This window comes from Streptomyces sp. NPDC001513, assembly GCF_042894695.1.
Taxonomy (GTDB): domain Bacteria; phylum Actinomycetota; class Actinomycetes; order Streptomycetales; family Streptomycetaceae; genus Streptomyces.
Genome location: NZ_JBIAVU010000016.1, coordinates 1 through 20860, shown reverse-complemented (window position 1 = coordinate 20860; position 20860 = coordinate 1). Strand labels below are relative to the sequence as shown.

The following is a 20860-nucleotide window of genomic DNA, read 5'->3' as shown; positions in this document are numbered from 1 at the left end:
CCGACACCCCCGTGACCGGCCCCTCAGGTGTTCTTGTACGCCTCTCAGTGCGCGGTCAGCCGGTTGAGGATCGAGCCGAACCCGTCGAATGCGGCCTTGGTGAGCTCGCCGACGGCGTGGGAGACGGTGGGAATGCGCATGAGGTTCCTCCCGACTCCGAGGGTGAGGACGCTGAACACCGCCAGCCCGGCCGACGTCTGGAACTCAGTGCTCTTCCAGCCGTAGCCCAGGCCCGCGGAGCCCGCGCTCACGACGTCGAGGCCCGCGGTGGTCCAACCCAGGGTGCTCGCTATCCCCAGCGCTATCGGGGCCGCCGGAGCGGCGGGGGTCTCGAGCATGATCACACCGATGCCACCGGCCGTGGCAGCGGCCGCGCCGGTGTAGTAGGCCAACTCATGTGTGAAGTGGTTGACATCCTGCCAGGTCGACGTCGAGAGGCCGAGCCTGACCTCGTCGTGCTCGGAGCTGTCTGCGGGATTCTTCTTGGCGGCTTCGGCGGCTGCCCACTGGTTCGCTTCGAACTCGGCCGTTGCCCTGTCCGCCGCCTCCCGCTTCTGCTTCGCCTCCAGGCGAGCCTCACTGGCCGCGGTGGCCGCATCCATCGCGCTCCTGCCCGCCGCTTTCGCGGAGGCGCGAGCCTCCTTCGCCTGCGCCTTGGCATCGCCGGCGGCGATGCGCGCACTGCGAGCGGACTTCAGTGCCTGGTTGGCGGAGTAGTTCGCCGCGCGGGCGGCGGTCCGGGCGGTGGCCGCTGCCTGCTTCGCCTTGTCGGCCGAGGCCTGGGCGTTGCGGGCGGACGCTTCGGCCTGGTCCGCGTACGTGTTCGCCTGCTGGGCGGACGTGGCGGCCCGAGCAGCCGCCGCGTCCGCCTTCTTTGCCCACGCCTGTGCTTCCGTGGCGGCGTTGCGAGCCGTGGCCGCGGCCTCTTGGGCGCGGGCGGCGTCCTCCTGCGCCTTGTCGGCGATCTTCGCGGCCGCGGCGATGGCACCCTGCATGGCAGCGACGTGGGTGGCGAAGTCGTGGTCGAGCTGCGCGGTCTCGTACTGGACGGTGCCGATGAAGTTCCGGCGCATCCACGAGGGGCCCTCAAGCACGGCCTGGGCATAGGCCTGGGTGTAGGGACCCCCGGTCCGGAGCAGGGTCGCGGCGGCCACCGCGTCGTCCTCGCGCTGTGCCTTCTCGAACGTGCTGGAGAAGAACTGGTGGAGCGCCTCGGGCGTTCCGGCGTTCAGTGTTGCGTTGGCCGCCTCGGTGACCGCGCGGCCGGGGTTCTCGGACAGCAGGCGCGCGACGAGGAACCGGTTGTCACCGGCCGCGGCCTGGATGACACCCGTGCGGAGGAACGTCGCCGCGGCGTCGGGGTCGCTGCTCTTCAGCGCCGCGGTCGCGGCGAAGCCGATCTTCGAGGAGGAGACGCGGGCGAAATGGACGACGGTTTCCCTGTCGTCCTGCCGCTGCGCGATCTGCCGGTCGCTGTCGATCCAGACGTGGATGTCCTCGTCCGCACCGGCCAGGGCGAACTGCGCGGCCTCGCGGGACCAGATTCCGTGGGAGTTCATGACGGCAAGGGCCGCCTTGCGGCCCGCGGCGGCCGCCGCTGCCGGGTTGCCGCCCCGCAGCGCCGCTTCGGCCTGCGCGATGAGGTCCTGCGTGGCCTGGGAGGTCTGCTCTGCCTGGGTGCGCTTCGCCTCGCCCGCCGCCCGCTCGATCGCATCGACCTGGGCGAACAGACGCATTTCCTCGATCGCGCGCTGGGTTTCGTGGTCCAGCCGCTGCTGCTCGGCCGCGCGCGCGTCCTTCTCCACCTTGACCGCCTCGACGACCGCTGCCGTGGCCTTGTCGGCGGCCTTGGTGGCCTCGTTGGCGAACTCGGTGGACTTGTTCGCGTAGTCCGCTGCCTGGCCGGCGTGCGCGACGGCCCACTCACAGGCCTCCGCGGCCTTGATCGCATGGTCGGCCGCGCTGTAAGCGGCGTTGCGGGCATTGCGCGCTGCGGTCGCGGCCGCGCTCGCGAGGGCCTGCGCCGTTCCGGCGGCGTTGGTGGCGACCCGGGCGTTCGTGCCGGCGATCTGTGCCTGACGCTTGGCCTCAGCGGCCTCACTCCCGGCCACACCGGCCGAGATGTCCGCGGACCTGGCGGCGCCTTCGGCCGTGGCGGCGGCCTTGCGGGCCGCGCCGGCTGCCCTGGAACCGATGTCGGCGCACTTCTGTGCGAAGTCGGCGGCCAGCGCGGCCTGATCCGCCGTGACAAAGGCGAGGCCGGCGATCCTCCGGCACGAGGCGGCGGCCTCCTTGGCCTTCTCGGCGGTCCCGGCGTTCTTGGAGGCGGAGATGGCCGCCCCGTACGCGGTCGAGGCGGCCTTGCCCGCGGCGGCTGCCGCCTGGCTCGCGGCCATGGCCGCGTTCGAGGCGCGCCGAGAAGCCTGGATCGCGGCATTCGCGGCGTTGGTCGCCATCCGGGCCGCGTCGGACGCTCCCTTGGCCGCCTCGGAGGCCTTGCGGGCCGCCTGGGCGGCCTTCTGCACGTCCTTCTCCGCCTGGCGGGCCTCGGCCTCGGCGGTTTCGGCGGCCTCCTTGGCCTTGGCCGAGGCTTCCACGGCCCGGGCGCAGGCTTCTTCGGCCTCCTTCGTCCTGGCTTCGGCCGTCTTGCCCTCGCGGGTGGCGATGGCGACGAGTTCCTCGATCTTGGACCGCTCCTGATCGCGGGCGCGGGCGATGTGTTGGCCGGTGTCGAGGAACCACTGGACATCGGACTCCGTGCCGGACAGGGCTCTGTCGGCGTACTTCTGCACCTCCGGGCCCGCCAGTGACAAGAGCCTGGCGGTCTCGAAGCGCATGTCCTCCAGCCGGGCCGTGAACCGGCCGGTGGTGAGGAACTTCTCGAACGCGGCTCGCGAGCCGTCGTTGAAGGCGGCGTTGCCCATCCTGTTCGCGGCCTTGCCACCGGTGGCCATCACCGTGGCGGTGGCCACCCGCAGGTCCTCCAGGAGGAGGGGCTGGAAGCCCCCTGCGAGGAACGCGGAGACGGCGGCGTCATCGCCGTTGAGTGCGGCGGTGACTCCACGACGCATCCCCTGGCCGACGATCGCAAGGTTGCCCAGGAGCGCCGCGCGGTTGTCCACCGCGGTTTCCGAGTCGAGTCTGACGGTCAGGAAGTTCTGCACGTCGGCGTCGGAGCCGGCCAATGCGACGGCGGCGGCGGCGCGCACGGCCGGACCACCCAGCACCCACGCCTTGACGACCTTGGCGCGCTCGGTGTCCGGCAGCCGGAACGGGTCGGCTTCCGGAGGCGGCGTGTCCGCCCAGGCCGACGTGGGGTTGAGAACGAGGCTGGAAGTGGTGACGACGGCCGTGGTGGCCGCGATGGCGCCGAGAATGCGCCGCCTACTCCAATAAATGGTGTCCAAAACGGTCCTTCGCTATCGGCGCATGGCATGCCGTAAAAGAATGCGGCGAGTCCAGGGCGGCAAGGTGTGAGTCGCGTTTTAATCGCCGGACCGTGCATCGCGTTGCGAGGTCCGAGAGGCGCGCAGCATGACCCTACGCGGGACGGGCCGGTTTGACCAGACGCTAGATGATGCTGAATCAACGTACGTTTATGAACCCGGAGCCTACACAGCCCTCCGGAGTCTCCAGTTCGCCACCCAAATCGGACACAAGCCCATCGATTGCCGCATACTCCCAGGTCAGGATCTCGATGCGGCGTGAGTCAGATCACTCGGCCCGGCTTCCCGTTCGCGTCAACCACGGTTGATTGCCGTCGCGTTTTTGACTGTCGGGCTATCGACTTCCTTTTTCCGGACTTGATTTCTGTCGCAGGTGTGCGGTTAAGATCCCGTCGGAAGTTGGGGGGCTTCCTGGGAGAGATCGCCTTCGACGCGGCTCTTATTGGTTGGACATGGGACTTTCCGGGGCAGTGACCGGAACCGAAGACTGGGGTAGGGATGAAGGCACGCAAGAAGCTCGTCCGCACGGTGGCCGCGGCCACCACCGCCGGAGCGCTGGCATGGCTGGCGCTCACGGGGGCGGGCGTTGCCACCGCGGGCGGGGCTTCCACGGACGCCACCGCGATGAAGGGCGTAGCCGAGGAAGGCCCGGGCTACGCCATCGAGGACTTCGGCTACCCGAACGCCGACAAGATCCTCGCCGAGCAGAACATCATCCTCAAGCGCGGTGACGGCCACATCCTCCTCGCCGACTGCGCGAGCGCGAACGATCTCATCGAGATCCTGCCCCGCTCCGACGAGGAGAAGAAGGTCTGCTTCAAGGTCACCGGCACCACCGGCTACCTGGCCCTGGAGATCCCCTCGGTCTTCGTCATCAAGGGCAACGGCTACTCCACCCAGGTCAACATGAAGACCGGCGCGGAGGAGAAGACGTGGGACATCAAGAAGAACTCCTGGACCCCGGTCGGCGAGAGCGACGACGAGCAGGCCCGCAAGTTCACGCTCATGGAGATCCGCACCTCCAAGTGACGCCCGCGCGGCGCCCGTTCGCTTCCCCACGCACCCGCTCACCGAAGGAAGAACCATGCTCGCACCCCGTCTGCGCCCGGCGCGGATGACCGTCCTGCTCTCCGCCACCGCGGTCGCCGCAGGCCTGATCTCCGCGGCCCCCGCCCTCGCCGTCACCGGCCCCGAGGCCCCCGCCGACAGCCACAAGTCCGTCGTCAGGCTCACCATCGGCGACGAGGCCAACTCCCGTGCCTGCACCGGGACTTTGGTCGACGCCCGCTGGGTCCTGACCGCCGCCAGCTGCTTCGCCACCACCCCCGGCACCTCGGTCCCGGCCGGCAAGCCGGCGCTGAAGTCCATCGCCACGCTCTCCGACGGCAAGGCCGTCGAGATCACCGACCTCGTTCCCCGGACCGACCGCGACCTGGTCCTCGGCCGACTGGCCGGCGTCGCGACCACTCTCCCGCCGGCCAAGATAGGCAAGAACGCTCCCGCAGTGGGCGCCGAGCTCACCGCGGTCGGGTTCGGGCGCACGAAGACCCAGTGGGTCCCCGACAAGCTCCACACGGGCACCTTCACCACCAACGCGTCCGCCGCCGGCACCCTCACCATCACCGGCAAGGGCACCGACGCCCTCTGCAAGGGCGACACCGGCGGTCCGCTGCTGAACGCGGCCGGCGAACTCGTCGGCGTCAACAGCCGCTCCTGGCAGGGTGGCTGCCTCGGGGCGCCCGCCACCGAGACCCGCACCGGCGCCATCGCCGCCCGCGCCGACGGCCTCGGTCAGTGGATCGCCGACAGCACCAGGATTCCCGCGGCGACCGTCGGTGTGTACCGTTCGGCCGATTCCTCGTTCCACCTGTCGGACCGGAGCGGGAACCTGGCGGGATGGGCGTACTTCGGTGCTCAGGGTGACCTGCCGTTGACGGGCGACTGGGACCGGGACGGGAAGGACACCTTCGGCGTGTTCCGGCCCAGCGATCAGAGCTTCTACCTCTCCAACGACAACAAGTCCGTGGCCGTGTCGGGCAAGTTCGGCAACCCGGGTGACGTGCCGCTGGTCGGGGACTGGGACGGTGACGGTGTCGACACCATCGGCGTGTACCGTGCCTCGACCGAGTCGTTCTACCTGTCCAACGACAACGTCTCGGCGGCCTACGTCGTGAGGATGGGAATCGGGACCGACACCCCGATGGTGGGTGACTGGAACGGCGACGGCAAGGACACCGTCGGTGTCTACCGTTCCTCGGACACGACCTTCTACCTCACTGATTCGCACACTTCCGCAACGGTCGATCACAAGGTGAAGTTCGGAAACCCGGGCGATGTCCCGATCAAGGGCGACTGGAACGGCGACGGCATCGACAAGGTCGGTGTCCACCGGCCGGCCGACTACAGCTTCTTCGGTGCTGCGAAGGACTCCGACACGGAGATCTACAGGGTCCGCTTCGGCATCCCCACCGACGCTCCCGTCGTCGGGCAGTGGTAGTCACCCGGCGTTGAAACCAGGACTGGTGCGACCGACACTGGCCTGTCGGTCGCACCACTCCTCGCGCATTGCGAGGATGGCCGTGCGGCCCGCTGTAGCCGTGACCCCTCCCGGGGTCACGGCTACAGTGCGTCTGCGGTGGGGCTCGGGCTCGTACGCGGGCTGGAAAATGCGCCACGGCCGTCCTGCCTTCGGCCTATTCTGATCACCACCCCGGCCGCCCTCGCCTGTGCGTGGTCCGGTCGTCCGCGTGCGGGGAGAGCCGCGAACGATCCATCACACCTAAGGCACCCCATGGACAGTGAGCGCATACAGACCTGCCTGGACCTGATGCACGAGGCACGGCAGCTGCCCGTGGACGATGCCCAGCGCCGCCTGCTGGAACAGGCCGCCGGCGAACTCGTCCGCGACGGCCGCCTGCGACGCCGTGCCGAGGGACGCGCGGCACGGGCCGCAGTCGACGCGAAGCTGCTCGCCGCCACCGCGATGGGCGCCCGCGACCGCGTCATGGACGCCGCTCTGCCCGCACCGGCCCGGCCGGAACGAGGTGTGCCGGACAGTGACGGGCCGTCACGGCTGCTGAACCGTCCCCAGCGCTGCTATGTCTGCAAGAACCACTACCGGCACGTCCACGACTTCTACCACCTGCTGTGTCCCACGTGCGCCGGCGAGAACCTCGCCCGCCGCACGAGCCGCACCGACCTCACCGGCCGGCGCGCGCTGCTGACCGGCGGGCGCGTCAAGATCGGCTTCCAGGTCGCGCTGATGCTCCTGCGGGACGGCGCCGAGCTCACCGTGACCAGCCGCTTCCCACAGGACACGGTGCGCCGGTTCGCGGCGGCTCCCGGCGCCGCGGAGTGGTGGCACCGGCTGCGGATCGCCGCCCTGGACCTGCGCGATCCCCGGCAGGTCCTCGCCTTCACGGACCACATGCTCGCCCAGGGGCTGCCCTTGGATGTTCTGATCAACAACGCGGCCCAGACCCTACGCCGCTCTCCGCAGGCGTACAGCGCACTGTGTGGCGCGGAAACCACGCCGATCACGCCGACCCCGGCGTCCCTCCCCCCGCCGCAGCTCTGGACCGCTCCGGGGTTTTCCGTACCCGGTCCGCGCACCACACCCCTGCCGTGGACGGCGGAGCTCGCCCCACGGTCCCGAGCGCCCCACGCCCTGGCCGGTACCGCACACACGGCTGACACCTCGGTGGCCGCCCCGCCGTCGCAGGAGGGCGTCGACGAGGCGGGCCTGCTGCCCGAGACGACCGCGACCAACTCCTGGACACTGCGTCTGGGGCAGATCGACCCGACGGAGCTGCTGGAAGTCCAGCTGGTCAATGCCGTCGCCCCGTTCCTGCTCGCCGACCGCCTGCTCCCGCTGCTCGATGCCTCCCCGCACCCCCACCGCTACCTCATCAACGTCTCGGCGGTCGAAGGCCAGTTCACCGTGCGCAACAAGACCGGCGACCATCCGCACACCAACATGGCCAAAGCCGCCCTGAACATGCTCACCCGCACCAGCGCGGCCGACCTGGCCACCCGCGGCATCCACACCTGCAGCGTCGACACCGGCTGGGTCACCGATGAGAAGCCCCTCCCCGCCCGTAACCGGCACGCCGCCACGGGCTGGCGCCCGCCCCTGGACATCGTCGACGGTGCCGCCCGTATCTACCACCCCATCGTGCAAGGGCAGGCCGGCTCACCCCTCCACGGTGTCCTCCTGAAGGACTATCAGCAGGTCCCCTGGTGATCCCGCAAGGGGGAACTCCGTCCAGACGGTCTTGCCGTCCCGGGTGTAGCGAGTACCCCATCGTTCGGTGAGCTGGGCCACCAGGAAGAGACCGCGGCCGCCCTCATCGGTGGTGCGCGCCCGTCGCAGGTGCGGAGCGGTGTTGCTGCCGTCGGAGACCTCACAGATCAGGCTGCGATCGCGGATGAGCCGCAGCATCACCGGCGTGCCGCCGCCGTACCGGTAGCCGTTGGTGACCAGTTCGCTGACCACCAGTTCGGCGGTGAACGCCAGCTCCTCCAGACCCCACCCGGTCAGTGTGGCCTCCGTCAGCCGCCGTGCCCGGGCGGCGGCGGTGGGCTCCGCGGGCAGTTCCCAGGAGGCGACCTGCTCCGGCGCCAGCACGCGGGTACGGGCAAGGAGCAGTGCGACGTCGTCCGGCGGGTGTTCCGGCAGCAGGGCGTCCTGCACCGCCGTGCAGGTCTCCTCCAGCGAGCGGCCGGGCCGGGACAGGGCTTCCCTCAGCCGCGAGAGTCCCTCATCCAGGTCGAGACCACGCGCCTCGACCAGGCCGTCCGTGTACAGCGCCAGCAGGCTTCCCTCCGCGAGCTCCAATTCGGCGGACTCGAAGGGGAGTCCGCCCAGCCCCAGCGGCGGACCCTCGGGGAGGTCGGGCACGGTCACCGTGCCGTCGGAGGTCACCACGGCGGGCGGCAGGTGGCCCGCCCGGGCCAGGGTGCAGCGCCGGGAGGTGGGATCGTAGACGGCGTAGAGGCAGGTCGCCCCGACGATCTGCTGGCCCCCCGAGCGTCCGTCGGCCGGCTCCTGCTCATCCGCCAGGCGGTTGACCAGGTCGTCCAGGTGGGAGAGGACCTCGTCCGGAGCGTAGTCGAGGCCGGCCAGGGTGTGCACGGCCGTCCGCAGGCGGCCCATGGTGGCCGCGGCGTGCAGCCCGTGGCCGACGACATCGCCGACGACGAGGGCGACGCGCGCTCCGGAAAGCGGGATGACATCGAACCAGTCGCCGCCGACGCCGGTGGCGGGATCGGCGGGCAGATAGAGGTGCGCGACCTCGACCGCGCTGGAGTCGGGCAGCTCCTGCGGCAGCAGGCTGCGCTGCAATGTCAAAGCGGCCTGGTGCTGCTGGGTGTAGCGGCGGGCGTTGTCGATGCACACGGCGGCCCGCGCGGCGAATTCCTCCGCGAGCGTGAGGTCGTCCTCCTCGAACGGCTCGGGCCGCCTGGCCCGCCACAGGCTGAGCAGGCCGAGGAGCAGCCCGCGGGCCTTGAGCGGTACGACGATCAGTGAGTGGGCGTCCAGGTCGAGGGCGCGCCGTCGGCGCTCCGGATCCTGGAAGTACCAGCCTGGGCTGCTCCGAAGCTCGGGTTCGAGGATGGGCTGCTGTTCGGCGAGGCACCTGGCGTGCGGGGTGCGGGGGTCGAAGCGGAAGACACTTCCGGCGGAGTACATCACCTGCAGCGCCTCCGGCACGACCGAGTGGACGGCCATCCTGCGGACCGTTCCGCTCGTCTCCTCGGCGCTCTCGTCGCCTCGGGCGACCGACTCCAGCAGATCCACCGAGACGGCGTCCGCGAGGTCGGGAACGGCGACGTCGGCCAGCTCCCGAGTGGTCTGGCCGAGATCCAGTGTCGTCCCGATGCGGGCGCTCGCCCGGTTGAGCAGGGCGAGCCGCCGCCGGGCCCGGTAGCGGTCGGTGACGTCCTCCACCAGTTGGGTGACTCCGAGGATCCTGCCGGAGGGGTCCTCCATCCGAAACGCCGACACCGACACCACGCGCTCGTGGTCGGGGTCGCTCCTCAGACGGCACGGCTGCTCGGTGAAGATCAGGGGGGCGCCCGTCTCCAGCACCCGTCGCAGCCGGGTCTCGATGGTCTTCAGGTCCGGGCCGATGAGGAAGTCGCCGATGCGCCGGCTCCGGATCTCCGCCGTGGAAAGTTGCGTGTACCAAGCAAGCGCCCGGTTGATCCGCAGGATGCTCAGATCGGGGGCGTGGACGGACAGACCGATCGGGGAGCGACGGAACAGGCCGTCCAGGACGGACCGATCCGTCTCCCACTGGAGCAGCTCCTCCGCCGGGGCGACGACGAGGAACCACTCGCGGGCCGAACCGGCGCGGATGACGGCGCGCACTCGGAAGCCCAGCTCCACCCGTCGACCGCTGCGGTGCAGGACGGGCAGGACGCCGGACCAGCCCTGGTCGCGCTCGCACGCCGCCGCTGCTTCCCGGACCACCTCATGGTCACGAGAGTCGACGAACAATTCCAAGGCCATGCGGCCCAGCACCTCATCGGGCAGGTAGCCGAGGTGTTCCCGTGCGCGCTCACTCCAGCCGACGACCCTGCCGCGGTCGTCCAGAACCGCCGAGGCGGAGTTGGGCAGCTCGAACGGGTCCTCGGGCACCTCACCCGATCCCGGCGCCGGTGCGTCCATCGCTGCCACCCTTCGACCTGCTCGACCTGCTCGACCTGCCGAACGGACCGCACAGCGGGCATTGCCGCGGCGACTACCCGGAGTGATCAGAGACGAGGGACGGGGCAGTCGGCCTACTTTCAGTATCACCGCGCCGCTGTGCGTCGGCAGAGGAGTGCCGACGGGCCGGCCCTGAGTGGCATGCCACCTTCGGAGTAATGACCGTTTTGCCTGTACCGCCGTGCCACGCTGTGGTCCCGATTGATCAGGGTCGTGTCAGGAGACCGGAATGCACCGCTCGGGTGAGGGGTCGTATCAGCGGATCCATCCTGCCCTGCGTGCGGACCCGGGGACGTCGGTGCGGAAGTGGAGCAATCCTGACGCCGGGCGCTCGTGATGGCAGGAAAGGAGGAAGGGAAACACCCCGGGCAGCCTCACCTTCCCGACCTGCACGTGCGCCTGCGTACCGAGTTGGCCAGGATCGACGAGCAACTTCGCTCCCTGCTGGCCGCCATGGACCGGCTTCAGGGCCTGCTGGACGCGGTGGTGTCGATCAGCCAGGAGGTGGAGCTGCCGGATGTTCTGGACCGCATCGTGACCACCGCCATGGATTTGGTCGGCGCCCGCTACGGGGCACTGGGCGTACTCGGCGAGTCCGGCGAGCACCTGGAGCAGTTCATCACCGCCGGCCTGTCCGAGCAGGAACGCGCCGATCTGGCCGAGACGGGTCTGCCCCGCGGGCTGGGAGTCCTCGGGCACCTGATCCACCACCCCGAACCCCTGCGGGTCGACAGCATCTCAGCCCATCCGTCGTCCGCCGGGTTCCCGTCCGGCCACCCGCACTTGCACACGCTGCTCGGAGTCGCCATCAGCGTCCGCGGCGAGATCTACGGCGACCTCTACCTCTCCGAGCGGCGCGATGGACAGCCCTTCGACGTCCATGACGAGAACGTCGTCATCGCCCTGGCCAGTGCCGCCGGAATCGCGATCGAGAAGGTCCGCCTGTTCGAACGCGTTCGCCTCGGAGCCGAGCAATTCCAACGGCTTCTGCTGCCCACCCTGCCGGACCTGCGACCCTTCACGGCTGCCGCCATCTACCGGCCCGCGGCCAAGCCCAGTCAACTCGGCGGGGACTGGTACGACGCCATCCCGCTGGCCGACAACACCGTGGCGGTCGTCATCGGTGATGTGGTCGGTCACGATCTGGAGGCCGCGGCCTCCATGGCCTCCACCCGCAACATGCTGCGGGCTCTGCTGTTCGACCAGAGCCATCCGCCCAGCGCCATCCTCACCCAGCTCGACCGCACCCTGCACGCCATCACGAGCAATCCCGTCACCACCACGACCCTGGCGCGCATCGAGCCCGAGGAACCGGGCTGGCGCATCCACTGGAGCACCGCGGGCCACGTCCCACCCCTGCTGATCGCCCCTGGGCGCCCGGCGGAGTACCTCTTCGCCGAGCCCGGGGTACCGCTCGGGGTCGACCCCGAGCAGCCCCGACCCGACCATTCCCGCTTCCTGCCTCCGGACACCACCGTGGTCTTCTTCACGGACGGGCTGGTCGAGCATCCCGAGCACCCGATCGATGAGAGGCTCGACCGGCTCGGCGATCTCGCCACCAAGTACGCCGCCCTGCCCCTGCAGGAGTTCGTTCAGGTTCTGGCCGATCACCACCCCAGCGACGGTCACGACGACCTGGCCATCCTCGCCCTGCGCACCCCGCACCTCTGATCCCCGTGTCCCCCACCCGGCTCAACCGTGCCATGGAGGATCCGAGGGATCCGACGGATGATGGACCTCGGGGCGATATCGATGCGGAGGTGTCGCCTGATGCGTGCCGCGCGGCCTGAACGGCTCCGGCGGGCCGGTCTGGCCGCCCTGGAGATCTGCGCCGTTGCCGCGCTGTACTACGGCTCAGCCACGCTGGGACTGGTCCAGCAACTGGTGGGAGGCCAGGTCACCCCGCTGTGGCCGCCGACCGGGATCGCCCTGGCGAGCCTGCTCCTGCTCGGTCTGCGGGTCTGGCCCGGGATCGCGCTGGGCGCCTTCCTGGTCAACGTGCCGCTCGGCCCGTCGATCCCGGCCGTGCTCGCGATCGTGGCCGGAAACACCCTCGCGCCCGTCTGCTCGTACGCACTGCTCCGTCGGACGGGGTTCCGTACGGAATTGGACCGTCTGCAGGACGCGCTGGGGCTGATCTTTCTGGGCGCGCTCACCGGGATGCTGATCAGTGCGACCGTGGGCAGCGGGACGCTGGCCCTCGCCGGTGCGCTGAGCGCCGAGGAGTTCTGGCCGACGTGGTCGGTCTGGTGGACGGGCGACGCGATGGGCGTACTGGTGGTGACGCCCGTCCTGCTCGTACTCCGCTTCGCACGCCGGCCGAAAGACGTGCGGCCGTCCCGCTGGGCGGAGGGACTGCTGCTGCTGGCAGCCACGATCTGCGTCGGTTTCCTGGCGACCGGCAACACGCCGCTCATGTTCCTCGGCTTCCCTCTGCTGATCTGGGCGGCCTTCCGCTTCCAGCTGGCCGGTGCCGCGCTCTGCGCCCTGTGCGTGGTGACCTTCGCCATCGTCGCCGCTGCCCGTGGCTCAGGCCCGTTCGCCGGTCATGACCTGCTCACCAACATGATCACCCTGCAGGCGTTCAACGGTTCTTCCTCGCTGACCGCGCTGCTGGTCGCGGCTGCCGTCAGCCAACGCAACCAGACCCAGAACGAGATCGCGCGAGCCTGCAGCCTGCTGGCCGAGATGGTGGCCAAGGCCACCGCCGGTGACCGGCATCCCAGGCTCCCCGATCGTGGGGGCGAGACGGAAGCGGGCGAGACGGAAGCGGACGACGGACGACCCGAGTAGCCGAGGCTGCGAGGTGACGGGGGGCGGAGGCCGCCGGGAGACGGCATCACGCGAGGAAGAGCCGCAGCTGCTCGTCCAGATCGAAGTGGTCCCGTTCGCTGCCGGCGGGCACGAGGTCGGTCATCCGTCGGCACCAGCCGTCGACGTCCGCCGCGTCGAGCGACAGCGCGCACTGCGCACTGCTGGAGCAGAGGCGGATCCAGACGCGCCCGCCGCGGGGAGACCGCCGGGGCCAGATCTGTACGTCCCCCTCGCCGCAGGAGCGGTGACGACCGTCGAGCAGCAGATCTCGGGCGAAGACCCAGCGGATGCGGTCCCCGGGAGCGGCCAGCACTTCCAAGGACATTTCGAACGGATGGTCGGGCCGGTATCCAAGCCGTGCCACGAGGGGGAACTCGCCGTCCCAGCCCTCCAGCACAAATGGCAGAACCGTCTGTATGTGTTGAGTCACTGCGCTCCTTCCGCCGTGAGCATGCCTGCAAGTGCGCCACGAGCACGGGAAAGCTGAGGGCCGCTTCAGCTGCCGGCCGGGGCTCATGACGGCACGCCGGTGAGAGGGGACCAAGGTCCCGGCCTTCAGGACCTTCGTGGGGTGAGAGGGCCGCTCGGATCCCGGAAGATCGATCCATTCATGATCGTTATCGACCTTCCGAGGTGGCCTTGACGCACGCGCCGAGTGGAACCGGGGGGCGGACGTCCCGAGAGTCCACTCCCCCTGACAGATCCCCGTCCATGCCCGCGCTGGTCGTGCGTTCGTACCGGGACCCCGTCGTGCTGGGACCGCTGTTCCGCGACGGGGATCCGGAGCCCGACACCCTGGAACAGCCCGCCGTGGCCGGCGCCGCCCCCCTGCCGGAGCCGGCCCGGCACCACGCCGGCCGGGTCCAACACCGCACTCGGCCGCCGGAGCCTCCGCGGACACCGCGGCCGGAACGGCCGGAGCCGGGTCCTCCTTCCCGCCCCGCCGCGCGCCGGGCGGTGCCGCCCGTCCTCGACCGCGGCCTCGCCGAGCGCCGGGCCCGTGCCTGTTCCGGCTGGTGGGCCCTGCTGTCCCTGGCGGCGGCCGGTACGGCAGCCACCAGGCTGAGCCTGGACCGGGGTCTGCCCACCCGGATCGAGCCGGCGTCCTGGCCGACCGCGGCCGTGGCCGGGTGCCTGCTGGTCGCCCTCCTCGCCACTGCCGGACTGCGACGCGGCCGGGCCGGACACGCCCGCGTGCTGACCCTGTTCGGCCGCTACCGCGGCACGATCCGCCGGACCGGCCTCCTGTGGTCCTCCCCCTTTCCCCGGGACGCGCGGATCGACGTACGACTGCGGCACTGGCGCAGCGAACCGCTGGCCGTGGTGGACGCCGAGGGCACCGCGCTGCACGCCGTCGTCCTGGTCGTCTGGCGGGTGAAGGACACCGCCCGGGCCCGGCTCGCCGTCGACGACCACCTCGCCTACCTCCGGGAACAGGTCGAGTCGAGCGCCGCCCGGGTCTTCTCGCGGGCGCCGGCCGACTCCTTCGGCGACGCCGTCCACGAGGTCGCGGTCCACGAGGTCGCCGACACCGCCGTGCAGACCGATGCGGACACCACCCTCGCGAACCTGCGCGACACGGAGGCGGTCGGCGACGAGCTCACGCGCGTGCTGACGGCCGAATGCCGGGCCGTGGGCATAGAGGTGTTCTCCGCCCGGCCGCTGCAGATCGCATACGCCCCCGAGGTGGCCGGGGCCATGCAGCGCCGCCGTATCGCGGCGATCGACGCCCGTCACCGGGACTCGGTCCTCACCTCCGTCATCGACGCCGTCGACGACGCGGTGCACCGCATGGCCGACCGGGGGCTCGTCGGCCTCGACGACTACGAACGCAAGGCGCTGGTCAAGGACTTGACGGTCGCCTTCTACACGGCACGCGGCAGCGCCGCGGACGCCCGTCGCTGAACGGCCCCTCCGTTCCGCGACCCTTCCCCTCTCCACCCGAAAGGACATCGTCTTGCCTTTGCGTACCCCCGAGTTCACCGAAGAGGTCCCCGACCGCTGCGACTGCGCCGCCTGCGCCCGTACCGCGTCCGGAACCAGGTCCGCCCGGACGAGTCGGCAGCGCTGCACCGTCCGCGGAGCCCTGGTCGCGGCGGTCGGCACGGCGGTGCTGGTCGGCACGGGAGCCGGTCCCGCCGCCGCCGAGCCCGCGCCCGGCCGGGCCGGCTGGGACGGCTCGAAGTACTGGTACCAGGACGACACCGGCTGGTGGCGCTGGACCTCGCACTACGACAAGTACCGCGCCAAGTCCGGGCAGACGGGCGGCGGCAGCAGCAGCGCGAAGCAGCAGGCCGGCGCTTCCGGCGGTGACGAGCGGACCTCGGAGCCGGTGTTCCGCGGCCGCCAGGGCTGGGATCCCGTCGACCGGGTGTACTGGTACCAGCGGAACGGGTCCTGGTGGTGGACCGGTCACCAGGACAAGTACGAGCGCTACTCGGGCGGTGGCGGCTCCGCCCGGCCCCCTGCCGGCGAGGGCGGCGGCGGGGGCGGGAGGACCGGCGGTTCGGGCAGCTCCGGCAGCTCCGGGACACCCACCCGGTACGGCACCGAGGCAGCCATCGCCTTCGCCATGAACCACCTGGGCGATCCGTACGTCTGGGGCGGCAACGGACCGCACGGCTGGGACTGTTCGGGCCTGGTGAAGGCGGCGTACCAGAGCGCCGGGATCAGCCTCCCCCGGGTCGCCGACGACCAGTACCGGGCCACCACCCCGATCTCCCGGTCCGAACTGCGCCGCGGGGACCTGGTGTTCTGGTCGAGCGACGGCCGGGCCTCCGGTATCCACCACGTCGCCGTCTACCTCGGCGACGGCCAGTACCTGGAGGCCCCGCGGCCCGGGAAGGACGTCCGGATCTCCTCGTTCAGTCACTACGACCCGAACCTGTACGGCCGAGTGCGTTAGACACGGCGAACAGGTCCGCGTCGGCCGGTCAGTTGGGCAGCTGTACGTTCCAGGTGCGGTTGCCCGCCGCCTGGTGGTTGACTCGCACGGCCTCCTCCAGGTTTTCCGCATCGAAGGCGGACGTGACGCGGTGCACCATCTCGTCGCTCGCCCAGAACGGCTCGGCCTTGGTGAAGCGTCCGCCCTGCTTCTTGCGGACCTTCCAGCGGAACCGGACTGTGTAGTCGACGAGGAAGTAGCCGGCCGACATGCGTGTGGTGGTGGAGAAGCCGGGGTTGTCGACGAAGGTGATGCGGTCGGCGGCGTTGACGACGTTGCCGTCCTCATCGTTGTACGGGGGGTGGAAGGGGCCGTCCACGACCCAGGCGCGGCTGGACTTCTTGGGCCGGTAATTCACCGACGCCGGAACGATTTGGCGGCTTCCGTCGGAGACCTCCTGCCAGAAGTCGTACGCGTCTGCCGCGGGCGTCTGCATCCCGTCCGCGCGGCGCAGCGTTGCCGTCTGTGCGAAGCCGATGCTGTAGTCGCCGTTCAGCGACTGCTCCTCGTCGCCGTCGTAGCGGGAGGTGAAGACAAGGGTCGGGTTGCCGATCTCTTCTTCGACCCGCTGTTCCTTGCCCTTCACCGAGGGCGTCGCCCCGGCCTTGCCGCTGCGGGTGGCCCGGGTGGCCGCTCCCGCCTCGGTCTTCTGCTGGTTGGTCGGCGGGCTTTCGCCGCGCTCGACGACCTCGTCCTGGGTGCGTTTTTTGCCGCGCGCACCGGGAGCGGCGTGCGGCACCTTTGGCCCGGCCGGGCCCTGCGCGATCATCCGCCCGAGCGTCGCATTGCCCACCGAGCGCTGCATGGCCGTGGCCATGGCCGGATTGACCTGTCCCAGCTCCGGCGCCACCCGCTGGCCCCAGTCCGGATCCGCTGCGCGTCGGTTCGCCTTCGCCGCGACCTCGGCCTCGGCCTCTTCCCGGTCCTTGCGTAACGGCACGACGCACACTCCCCGCGTGTAGACGGTCTGCCTACAGGACGCTACTGGTACGGCCATGGGCACAGGAGATGCACAGCGCCACTGCAGGGGGCAGCATGAATGCCCGCGAGGGACAACCGGACCGGGATGCGACAGGAGCACGCCGCCGTCCGGGAAGGCTACGAGCCCGATGCCGTCCCCCGAGCGACCGTGCCCGCGCTCCTGCGCCGCCTGACCCGCAGTGTCCTCTTGACCGCGTACCACGGCATGACGACACCGGTGACGATGCCGATGCCGGCCACGAGTCCGACGGACCGCACCATGACGATCCAGCCGCCGAGGTACGGGATCTGGTACACCACCCGGGCGTACGTGCCCGCGCCGTCCGTGAGGTCGATCTGCCAGGGGTCCGGGATGTCGTTCGCGTCGCCCTTCGTCGTCATGTGGACCGCGCCACCGAGGTCACGGGTGACCGCGGCGATGCGGTGGACCATCGGGAGACCGTCGCCCGGTGTCCACGGTTCGGGCGGCATGAACGCGACCACGTCGCCCGGCTTCATGTCCTGGGCGCGCAGCGGCTCGGTGACGACGAGCGCGCCCTTGGGGGTGTGCGGCCCCATGGATCCCGAGAGGATCGGAACGTAGCGGTACTCCTTGGCGCAGTAGGCCCAGCAGCCCACGCCGACCGACACCACCATCACGATGGCCGCCCCCCACCACAGCAATTCGGAGAGACCGCCTCTGGTCATCCGCACTTTCTTCTCCCCTACCGCTCCGCTGCCCTGACGATCCATTTGGTTCTTCCTCATCGCTCACCGCACACAGCAGAGGCCGGCCACCCCGCCCTGGAAGGCGGGGTAGCCGGCCGTCGTCAGTTCCTAGTTCTCAGCCTTCGACGCGTCCGCCGTGCCGACGAAGCGGAAGTTGATCTCGTCCAGCGTCTTGCCGGCTTGCTTGTCGGTGAAGCGATCAGAGATCACCGCCTTGATGTGGATCGTTTCCTTGCTTTCCTCGTCACCCTTCAGCTCGTACAGGCCGAGCTCCTTCGACAGGTCCACGCTGCCCTTGACGAATTCGGCCAGCGAGTGCCTGACCTTCGTGGGGACGATCCCGTGCCCACCCTCGATCTCGATGTCGATCACGTCCGCGAGCGCCTTGGCATCCTCGCTGTTGGGGATACTGGTGTTCAGAACGATGTTGTTGATGCCTGTGTTGCCCTTGTTGGAGAGCGTCACCCTCTCCGGCACGGTCACGTCGCCGGCCTTCATGTCCTTGGCGGACAGGCCCTTGAGGGAGGAGTTCTTCTTCCCGTTGGCGAAGAGGTTGACCGACTCGGCCTTGTGCGACGAGAACCGGCCCGAGGAGACCCAAGCGTCCGAGCTCAAGGCCGCGTAGCCACCGGCCGCCGTGAGGCCGAGGCCCAGCAGGGCGGCGCCGGCGACGATGGCCTTCTTCCTGCGGTTCCGCTCGGCACCGGCCTGCGCCGACTGCGTAACCTTCTGCATTTTCTTGCCTTCCGTTTCTTGCGAGGCCTCTCGTGCGCCCCACGCCCTTTCCCGGACGGGTTTTGACGCACACCTCGTACACCCGACTTCGCCACGCGGAACGCGGGCAGAATGGACGGGCTCTCAGCGAATTGAATGAAACGTGCCCGGTCAGCCGGGCACGACATGAATTCTTGCCGGGCGCCCACACGGGCAACAGGAGCGAACGTCCTGAAAAATCCCGCAGGTTGCTCCGGCAGAGCCAAGCTGAATCATGGTTCAGGGATATCCGACGCCGGGAACGGGATTCCGCCTGCTGGGGCCATGCAGTTGCTCTTGATGGAGGACAGTGCCCACTTCGCCGACGTTCTGCGGTCGAAACTGGCAGCCGAGGAAATCCACTCGGAATGGACTTCCAGCGGACATGCGGGGCTACGCCGTGCCGTGGAAGGCAGTGACGACGTGATCGTGCTCGATGTGTTGCTGGCCGGGATGAACGGCTACGACGTGTGTACCCGGGTCCGTATGGCGAGCCTGACCACCCCCCATCCTCATCCTCACGGCCAAGAGCGGCGAATACGACATCGTCGAAGGGCTGGAGGTGGGCGCCGACGACTACCTCGTCAAACCCCCTTCCTTCCTGGTCCTCGTCGCCCGGCTGCGGGCGCTGGTCCGCCGCTCCGGACGGACCGGGTGCGCCGAATGGGTCGTGTGGCGAGGAGGGACCGAAGTCGTCGTGACGGCAAAGGAATGCAGCGTCCTGGCCTGCCTCGCCGATCAGGTCGAACAAGTCGTCAGCAAGCAGGACATCGTCAGCCGGGTACGGGATGCGCCGTCCACCCGGCAGCTCAACGTGGTCGAGGTCTACATCAGTTCGCTGTGCCGCGAGATCGACACCCCGTTCGACCGCTCCAGCATCGTCACCGTGCGCGGAGCCGGCTACAAGCTCATCCACGAGCACTAAGCGGCTTTGATGAAGTTCGCTGCTGATCCCTTGATGCGTGCGCATTGACGGCTCCATACCTGCGCCTGAGCCGTTCATGACATGCAGGAGGGGCTGATGGGTAACCGAAGTCCCGTAGGACGGCTTAGAGGTCGTCTCAGTGGCGGCTGGCGCATGGCGCTTGTTGGCTGGCAACGGAGTTGACGTCCGAGAAGCACTCGGGTCTCCTGCTGGGATGCCTGACCTTCGCTTCCAACAGCCTGACGTCGATGCCGCTCTCAAAGACTGGCGGTACATCCACAACGTGATCATCCCCACCCACATCCTGTCTCTGGAAGAGGTACGGGAACGTTCCGAGCGCCACCACCTGGAGATCGCGTATCTCAATGACGCACTCGTCGGCTGCAGCACGGTGCGCCCGCCAGCGGACGCCACCATGACGGCGACAGTGATCGCCCGCGTGCTTGCCAGTCACCGCGGACACGGATTCGGCGAAGCACTCTATGCACGTGGGCTCCACCGGGCGCGGGAGCTGGGTGCCAGGGTGATCGACACCGTCGTCCTGTCATCAAACGAGGACGGTCTGCGGTTCGCGAAGAAGCACGGGTTCGTCGAGACCGAGCGATACCTGCTGCCAGGGGACACTATCCCGTGGATTGACTTGCGGCTTTCCTGACCACCGCCGACCTGGAGCTCGTTGGTCCGGGCATGGGGCCATGGCCTGCCGCGTGAGTCGTCCACCGGCCGCGCTTTGAGTAAGCTCGCCGTTTAACCTCGGCGCGAGATGAGTCGGGCGAGTGCCTCTGTGGGCCAGCAGAGCCATCCAAGAAGTGGGCTCATGACCACGAACCAGTGGACGCTGATTCTGCCCTGCTCCTTGTCCAGGATCGCTGGAGCCTCATCCCGGTAGACGTAGCGGAGGTATCGGCGGCGGATGGGTGCTCCGGCTATCAGCAGCACCGGTGAGGTGAGAAGGATGACTGCCGGGACCAGGACTCTCGCGGCGGTGAGCTTCGCCTTTTCCTCGTGTCGCATGCGCTCAGTGTGCTGATCCTCGATGCCGCTTGTCAGCCTGTTCTGCGAGGCTTTGTGCCGACGCTGTGGTGGCGCGTGTCGCGGTCCCACTCCTCCCCGGTGACGCGTTTGTATACCCGGTCTGGTAGATAGAGCAGGCGTTCGGCCCAGATGACGAGACGTCGCCGTGGCCGAACGCCGTTGATCGTCCTCATGAAAGGTGTGCCAGAACCTGACTCACGGGTACAAAGCCAGCCTAAGGACTGTCCCGTAATCGCCTATGACGGTTAGGGGCGCCACTCCTCGCGGTAGTCGGCGTGATCGGCGTACACGGATGCGAGCAGGAGGACAGCAGTGTGGAGCCCCTCGTGGGAGGTCGCCGTTGCGTCGTCGCTCCCCGGTGACCCGTCGTAGGCATCCACGATGGCCCGCTTTGCGTCGACCTCCGTCATGACGCGCGCTGGGTCGAAGCGTGCGATGTGGTCTGCGGGGCCGAGGAAAACATCCGCGATCTCAGCACCCGTGTCCAGGACGACGACCGTTCTTTCGGCTGTCCAGTTGCCGCTGCTCATCATGGCGTCACG

The 20860-nt window shown here is 69.4% G+C and carries 17 protein-coding genes and 1 pseudogene; 10 read left to right on the top strand and 8 right to left on the bottom strand.

The window, feature by feature from the left end; genetic code table 11:
• Positions 1-44: 44 nt before the first annotated feature.
• The gene (locus ACFYZ4_RS31385) at positions 45-3407 is read right to left on the bottom strand and encodes an ALF repeat-containing protein (protein WP_390785410.1); all 3363 of its coding nucleotides are present in this window, start codon (positions 3405-3407) and stop codon (positions 45-47) included.
• Between the two features lie 537 nt (positions 3408-3944).
• Between ACFYZ4_RS31385 and ACFYZ4_RS31380 the strand changes: the two genes are divergently transcribed.
• The 3 genes from ACFYZ4_RS31380 (at position 3945) to ACFYZ4_RS31370 (ending at position 7689) form a co-directional block, all read left to right on the top strand.
• On the top strand, positions 3945-4475 hold the full coding sequence (locus ACFYZ4_RS31380; RefSeq protein ID WP_351303241.1) for a hypothetical protein: 531 nt from the start codon (positions 3945-3947) through the stop codon (positions 4473-4475).
• Positions 4476-4530: 55 nt separating this feature from the next.
• Positions 4531-5943, top strand: coding sequence for a S1 family peptidase (locus tag ACFYZ4_RS31375; RefSeq protein ID WP_351303244.1), 1413 nt, complete (start codon positions 4531-4533; stop codon positions 5941-5943).
• 294 nt (positions 5944-6237) lie between these two features.
• Positions 6238-7689: an SDR family NAD(P)-dependent oxidoreductase gene (locus tag ACFYZ4_RS31370; protein WP_390785409.1), complete on the top strand. Its 1452-nt coding sequence runs from the start codon at positions 6238-6240 to the stop codon at positions 7687-7689.
• Here the strand turns inward: ACFYZ4_RS31370 and ACFYZ4_RS31365 are convergent.
• On the bottom strand, positions 7639-10119 hold the full coding sequence (locus ACFYZ4_RS31365) for a SpoIIE family protein phosphatase (RefSeq protein WP_390785408.1): 2481 nt from the start codon (positions 10117-10119) through the stop codon (positions 7639-7641). The genes ACFYZ4_RS31370 and ACFYZ4_RS31365 overlap by 51 nt on opposite strands.
• A gap of 432 nt (positions 10120-10551) precedes the next feature.
• Here ACFYZ4_RS31365 and ACFYZ4_RS31360 point away from each other — a divergent pair, with 432 nt between their 5' ends.
• Positions 10552-11829: a PP2C family protein-serine/threonine phosphatase gene (locus tag ACFYZ4_RS31360; RefSeq protein WP_390785407.1), complete on the top strand. Its 1278-nt coding sequence runs from the start codon at positions 10552-10554 to the stop codon at positions 11827-11829.
• 99 nt (positions 11830-11928) lie between these two features.
• Positions 11929-12951, top strand: coding sequence for an MASE1 domain-containing protein (locus ACFYZ4_RS31355; RefSeq protein ID WP_384344079.1), 1023 nt, complete (start codon positions 11929-11931; stop codon positions 12949-12951).
• 46 nt (positions 12952-12997) lie between these two features.
• On the opposite strand, the gene ACFYZ4_RS31350 is transcribed toward ACFYZ4_RS31355, so the two are convergent.
• Positions 12998-13489 carry an SsgA family sporulation/cell division regulator gene (locus tag ACFYZ4_RS31350; RefSeq protein WP_351299874.1) on the bottom strand — a complete coding sequence of 164 codons (492 nt, stop codon included), beginning with the start codon at positions 13487-13489 and terminating at the stop codon, positions 12998-13000.
• A 194-nt stretch (positions 13490-13683) separates the two neighbouring features.
• Here ACFYZ4_RS31350 and ACFYZ4_RS31345 point away from each other — a divergent pair, with 194 nt between their 5' ends.
• Both ACFYZ4_RS31345 and ACFYZ4_RS31340 read left to right on the top strand, forming a co-directional pair.
• Positions 13684-14877, top strand: coding sequence for an SPFH domain-containing protein (locus ACFYZ4_RS31345; protein ID WP_390785406.1), 1194 nt, complete (start codon positions 13684-13686; stop codon positions 14875-14877).
• A 52-nt stretch (positions 14878-14929) separates the two neighbouring features.
• Positions 14930-15877, top strand: coding sequence for a C40 family peptidase (locus tag ACFYZ4_RS31340; RefSeq protein ID WP_390785405.1), 948 nt, complete (start codon positions 14930-14932; stop codon positions 15875-15877).
• A gap of 28 nt (positions 15878-15905) precedes the next feature.
• Here ACFYZ4_RS31340 and ACFYZ4_RS31335 read toward each other — a convergent pair whose 3' ends face one another.
• The 3 genes from ACFYZ4_RS31335 to ACFYZ4_RS31325 form a co-directional block, all read right to left on the bottom strand.
• Positions 15906-16865: a hypothetical protein gene (locus ACFYZ4_RS31335; protein ID WP_351299865.1), complete on the bottom strand. Its 960-nt coding sequence runs from the start codon at positions 16863-16865 to the stop codon at positions 15906-15908.
• Between the two features lie 149 nt (positions 16866-17014).
• Positions 17015-17584 (bottom strand): signal peptidase I, encoded by a 570-nt coding sequence (locus ACFYZ4_RS31330; RefSeq protein WP_351299862.1) that lies wholly within the window; start codon positions 17582-17584, stop codon positions 17015-17017.
• A gap of 129 nt (positions 17585-17713) precedes the next feature.
• Positions 17714-18340 (bottom strand): hypothetical protein, encoded by a 627-nt coding sequence (locus ACFYZ4_RS31325; RefSeq protein WP_351299860.1) that lies wholly within the window; start codon positions 18338-18340, stop codon positions 17714-17716.
• A 135-nt stretch (positions 18341-18475) separates the two neighbouring features.
• Here ACFYZ4_RS31325 and ACFYZ4_RS31320 point away from each other — a divergent pair.
• From ACFYZ4_RS31320 to ACFYZ4_RS31310, 3 genes and pseudogenes are all read left to right on the top strand, one after another.
• Positions 18476-18802 (top strand): annotated as a pseudogene (locus tag ACFYZ4_RS31320) (response regulator); the annotation flags it as partial.
• A gap of 118 nt (positions 18803-18920) precedes the next feature.
• Complete coding sequence (locus ACFYZ4_RS31315) at positions 18921-19283, top strand: response regulator transcription factor (protein ID WP_390785404.1); 363 nt, start codon at positions 18921-18923, stop codon at positions 19281-19283.
• A gap of 214 nt (positions 19284-19497) precedes the next feature.
• The gene (locus ACFYZ4_RS31310; protein WP_390785403.1) at positions 19498-19938 is read left to right on the top strand and encodes a GNAT family N-acetyltransferase; all 441 of its coding nucleotides are present in this window, start codon (positions 19498-19500) and stop codon (positions 19936-19938) included.
• A 92-nt stretch (positions 19939-20030) separates the two neighbouring features.
• Here the strand turns inward: ACFYZ4_RS31310 and ACFYZ4_RS31305 are convergent, their stop codons facing one another.
• Both ACFYZ4_RS31305 and ACFYZ4_RS31300 read right to left on the bottom strand, forming a co-directional pair.
• Positions 20031-20297, bottom strand: a complete 267-nt coding sequence (locus ACFYZ4_RS31305) for a hypothetical protein (protein WP_351299851.1) — start codon at positions 20295-20297, stop codon at positions 20031-20033.
• Between the two features lie 266 nt (positions 20298-20563).
• On the bottom strand, positions 20564-20860 hold a 297-nt coding region (locus ACFYZ4_RS31300; RefSeq protein WP_390785402.1), incomplete at its 5' end, for a DUF6221 family protein.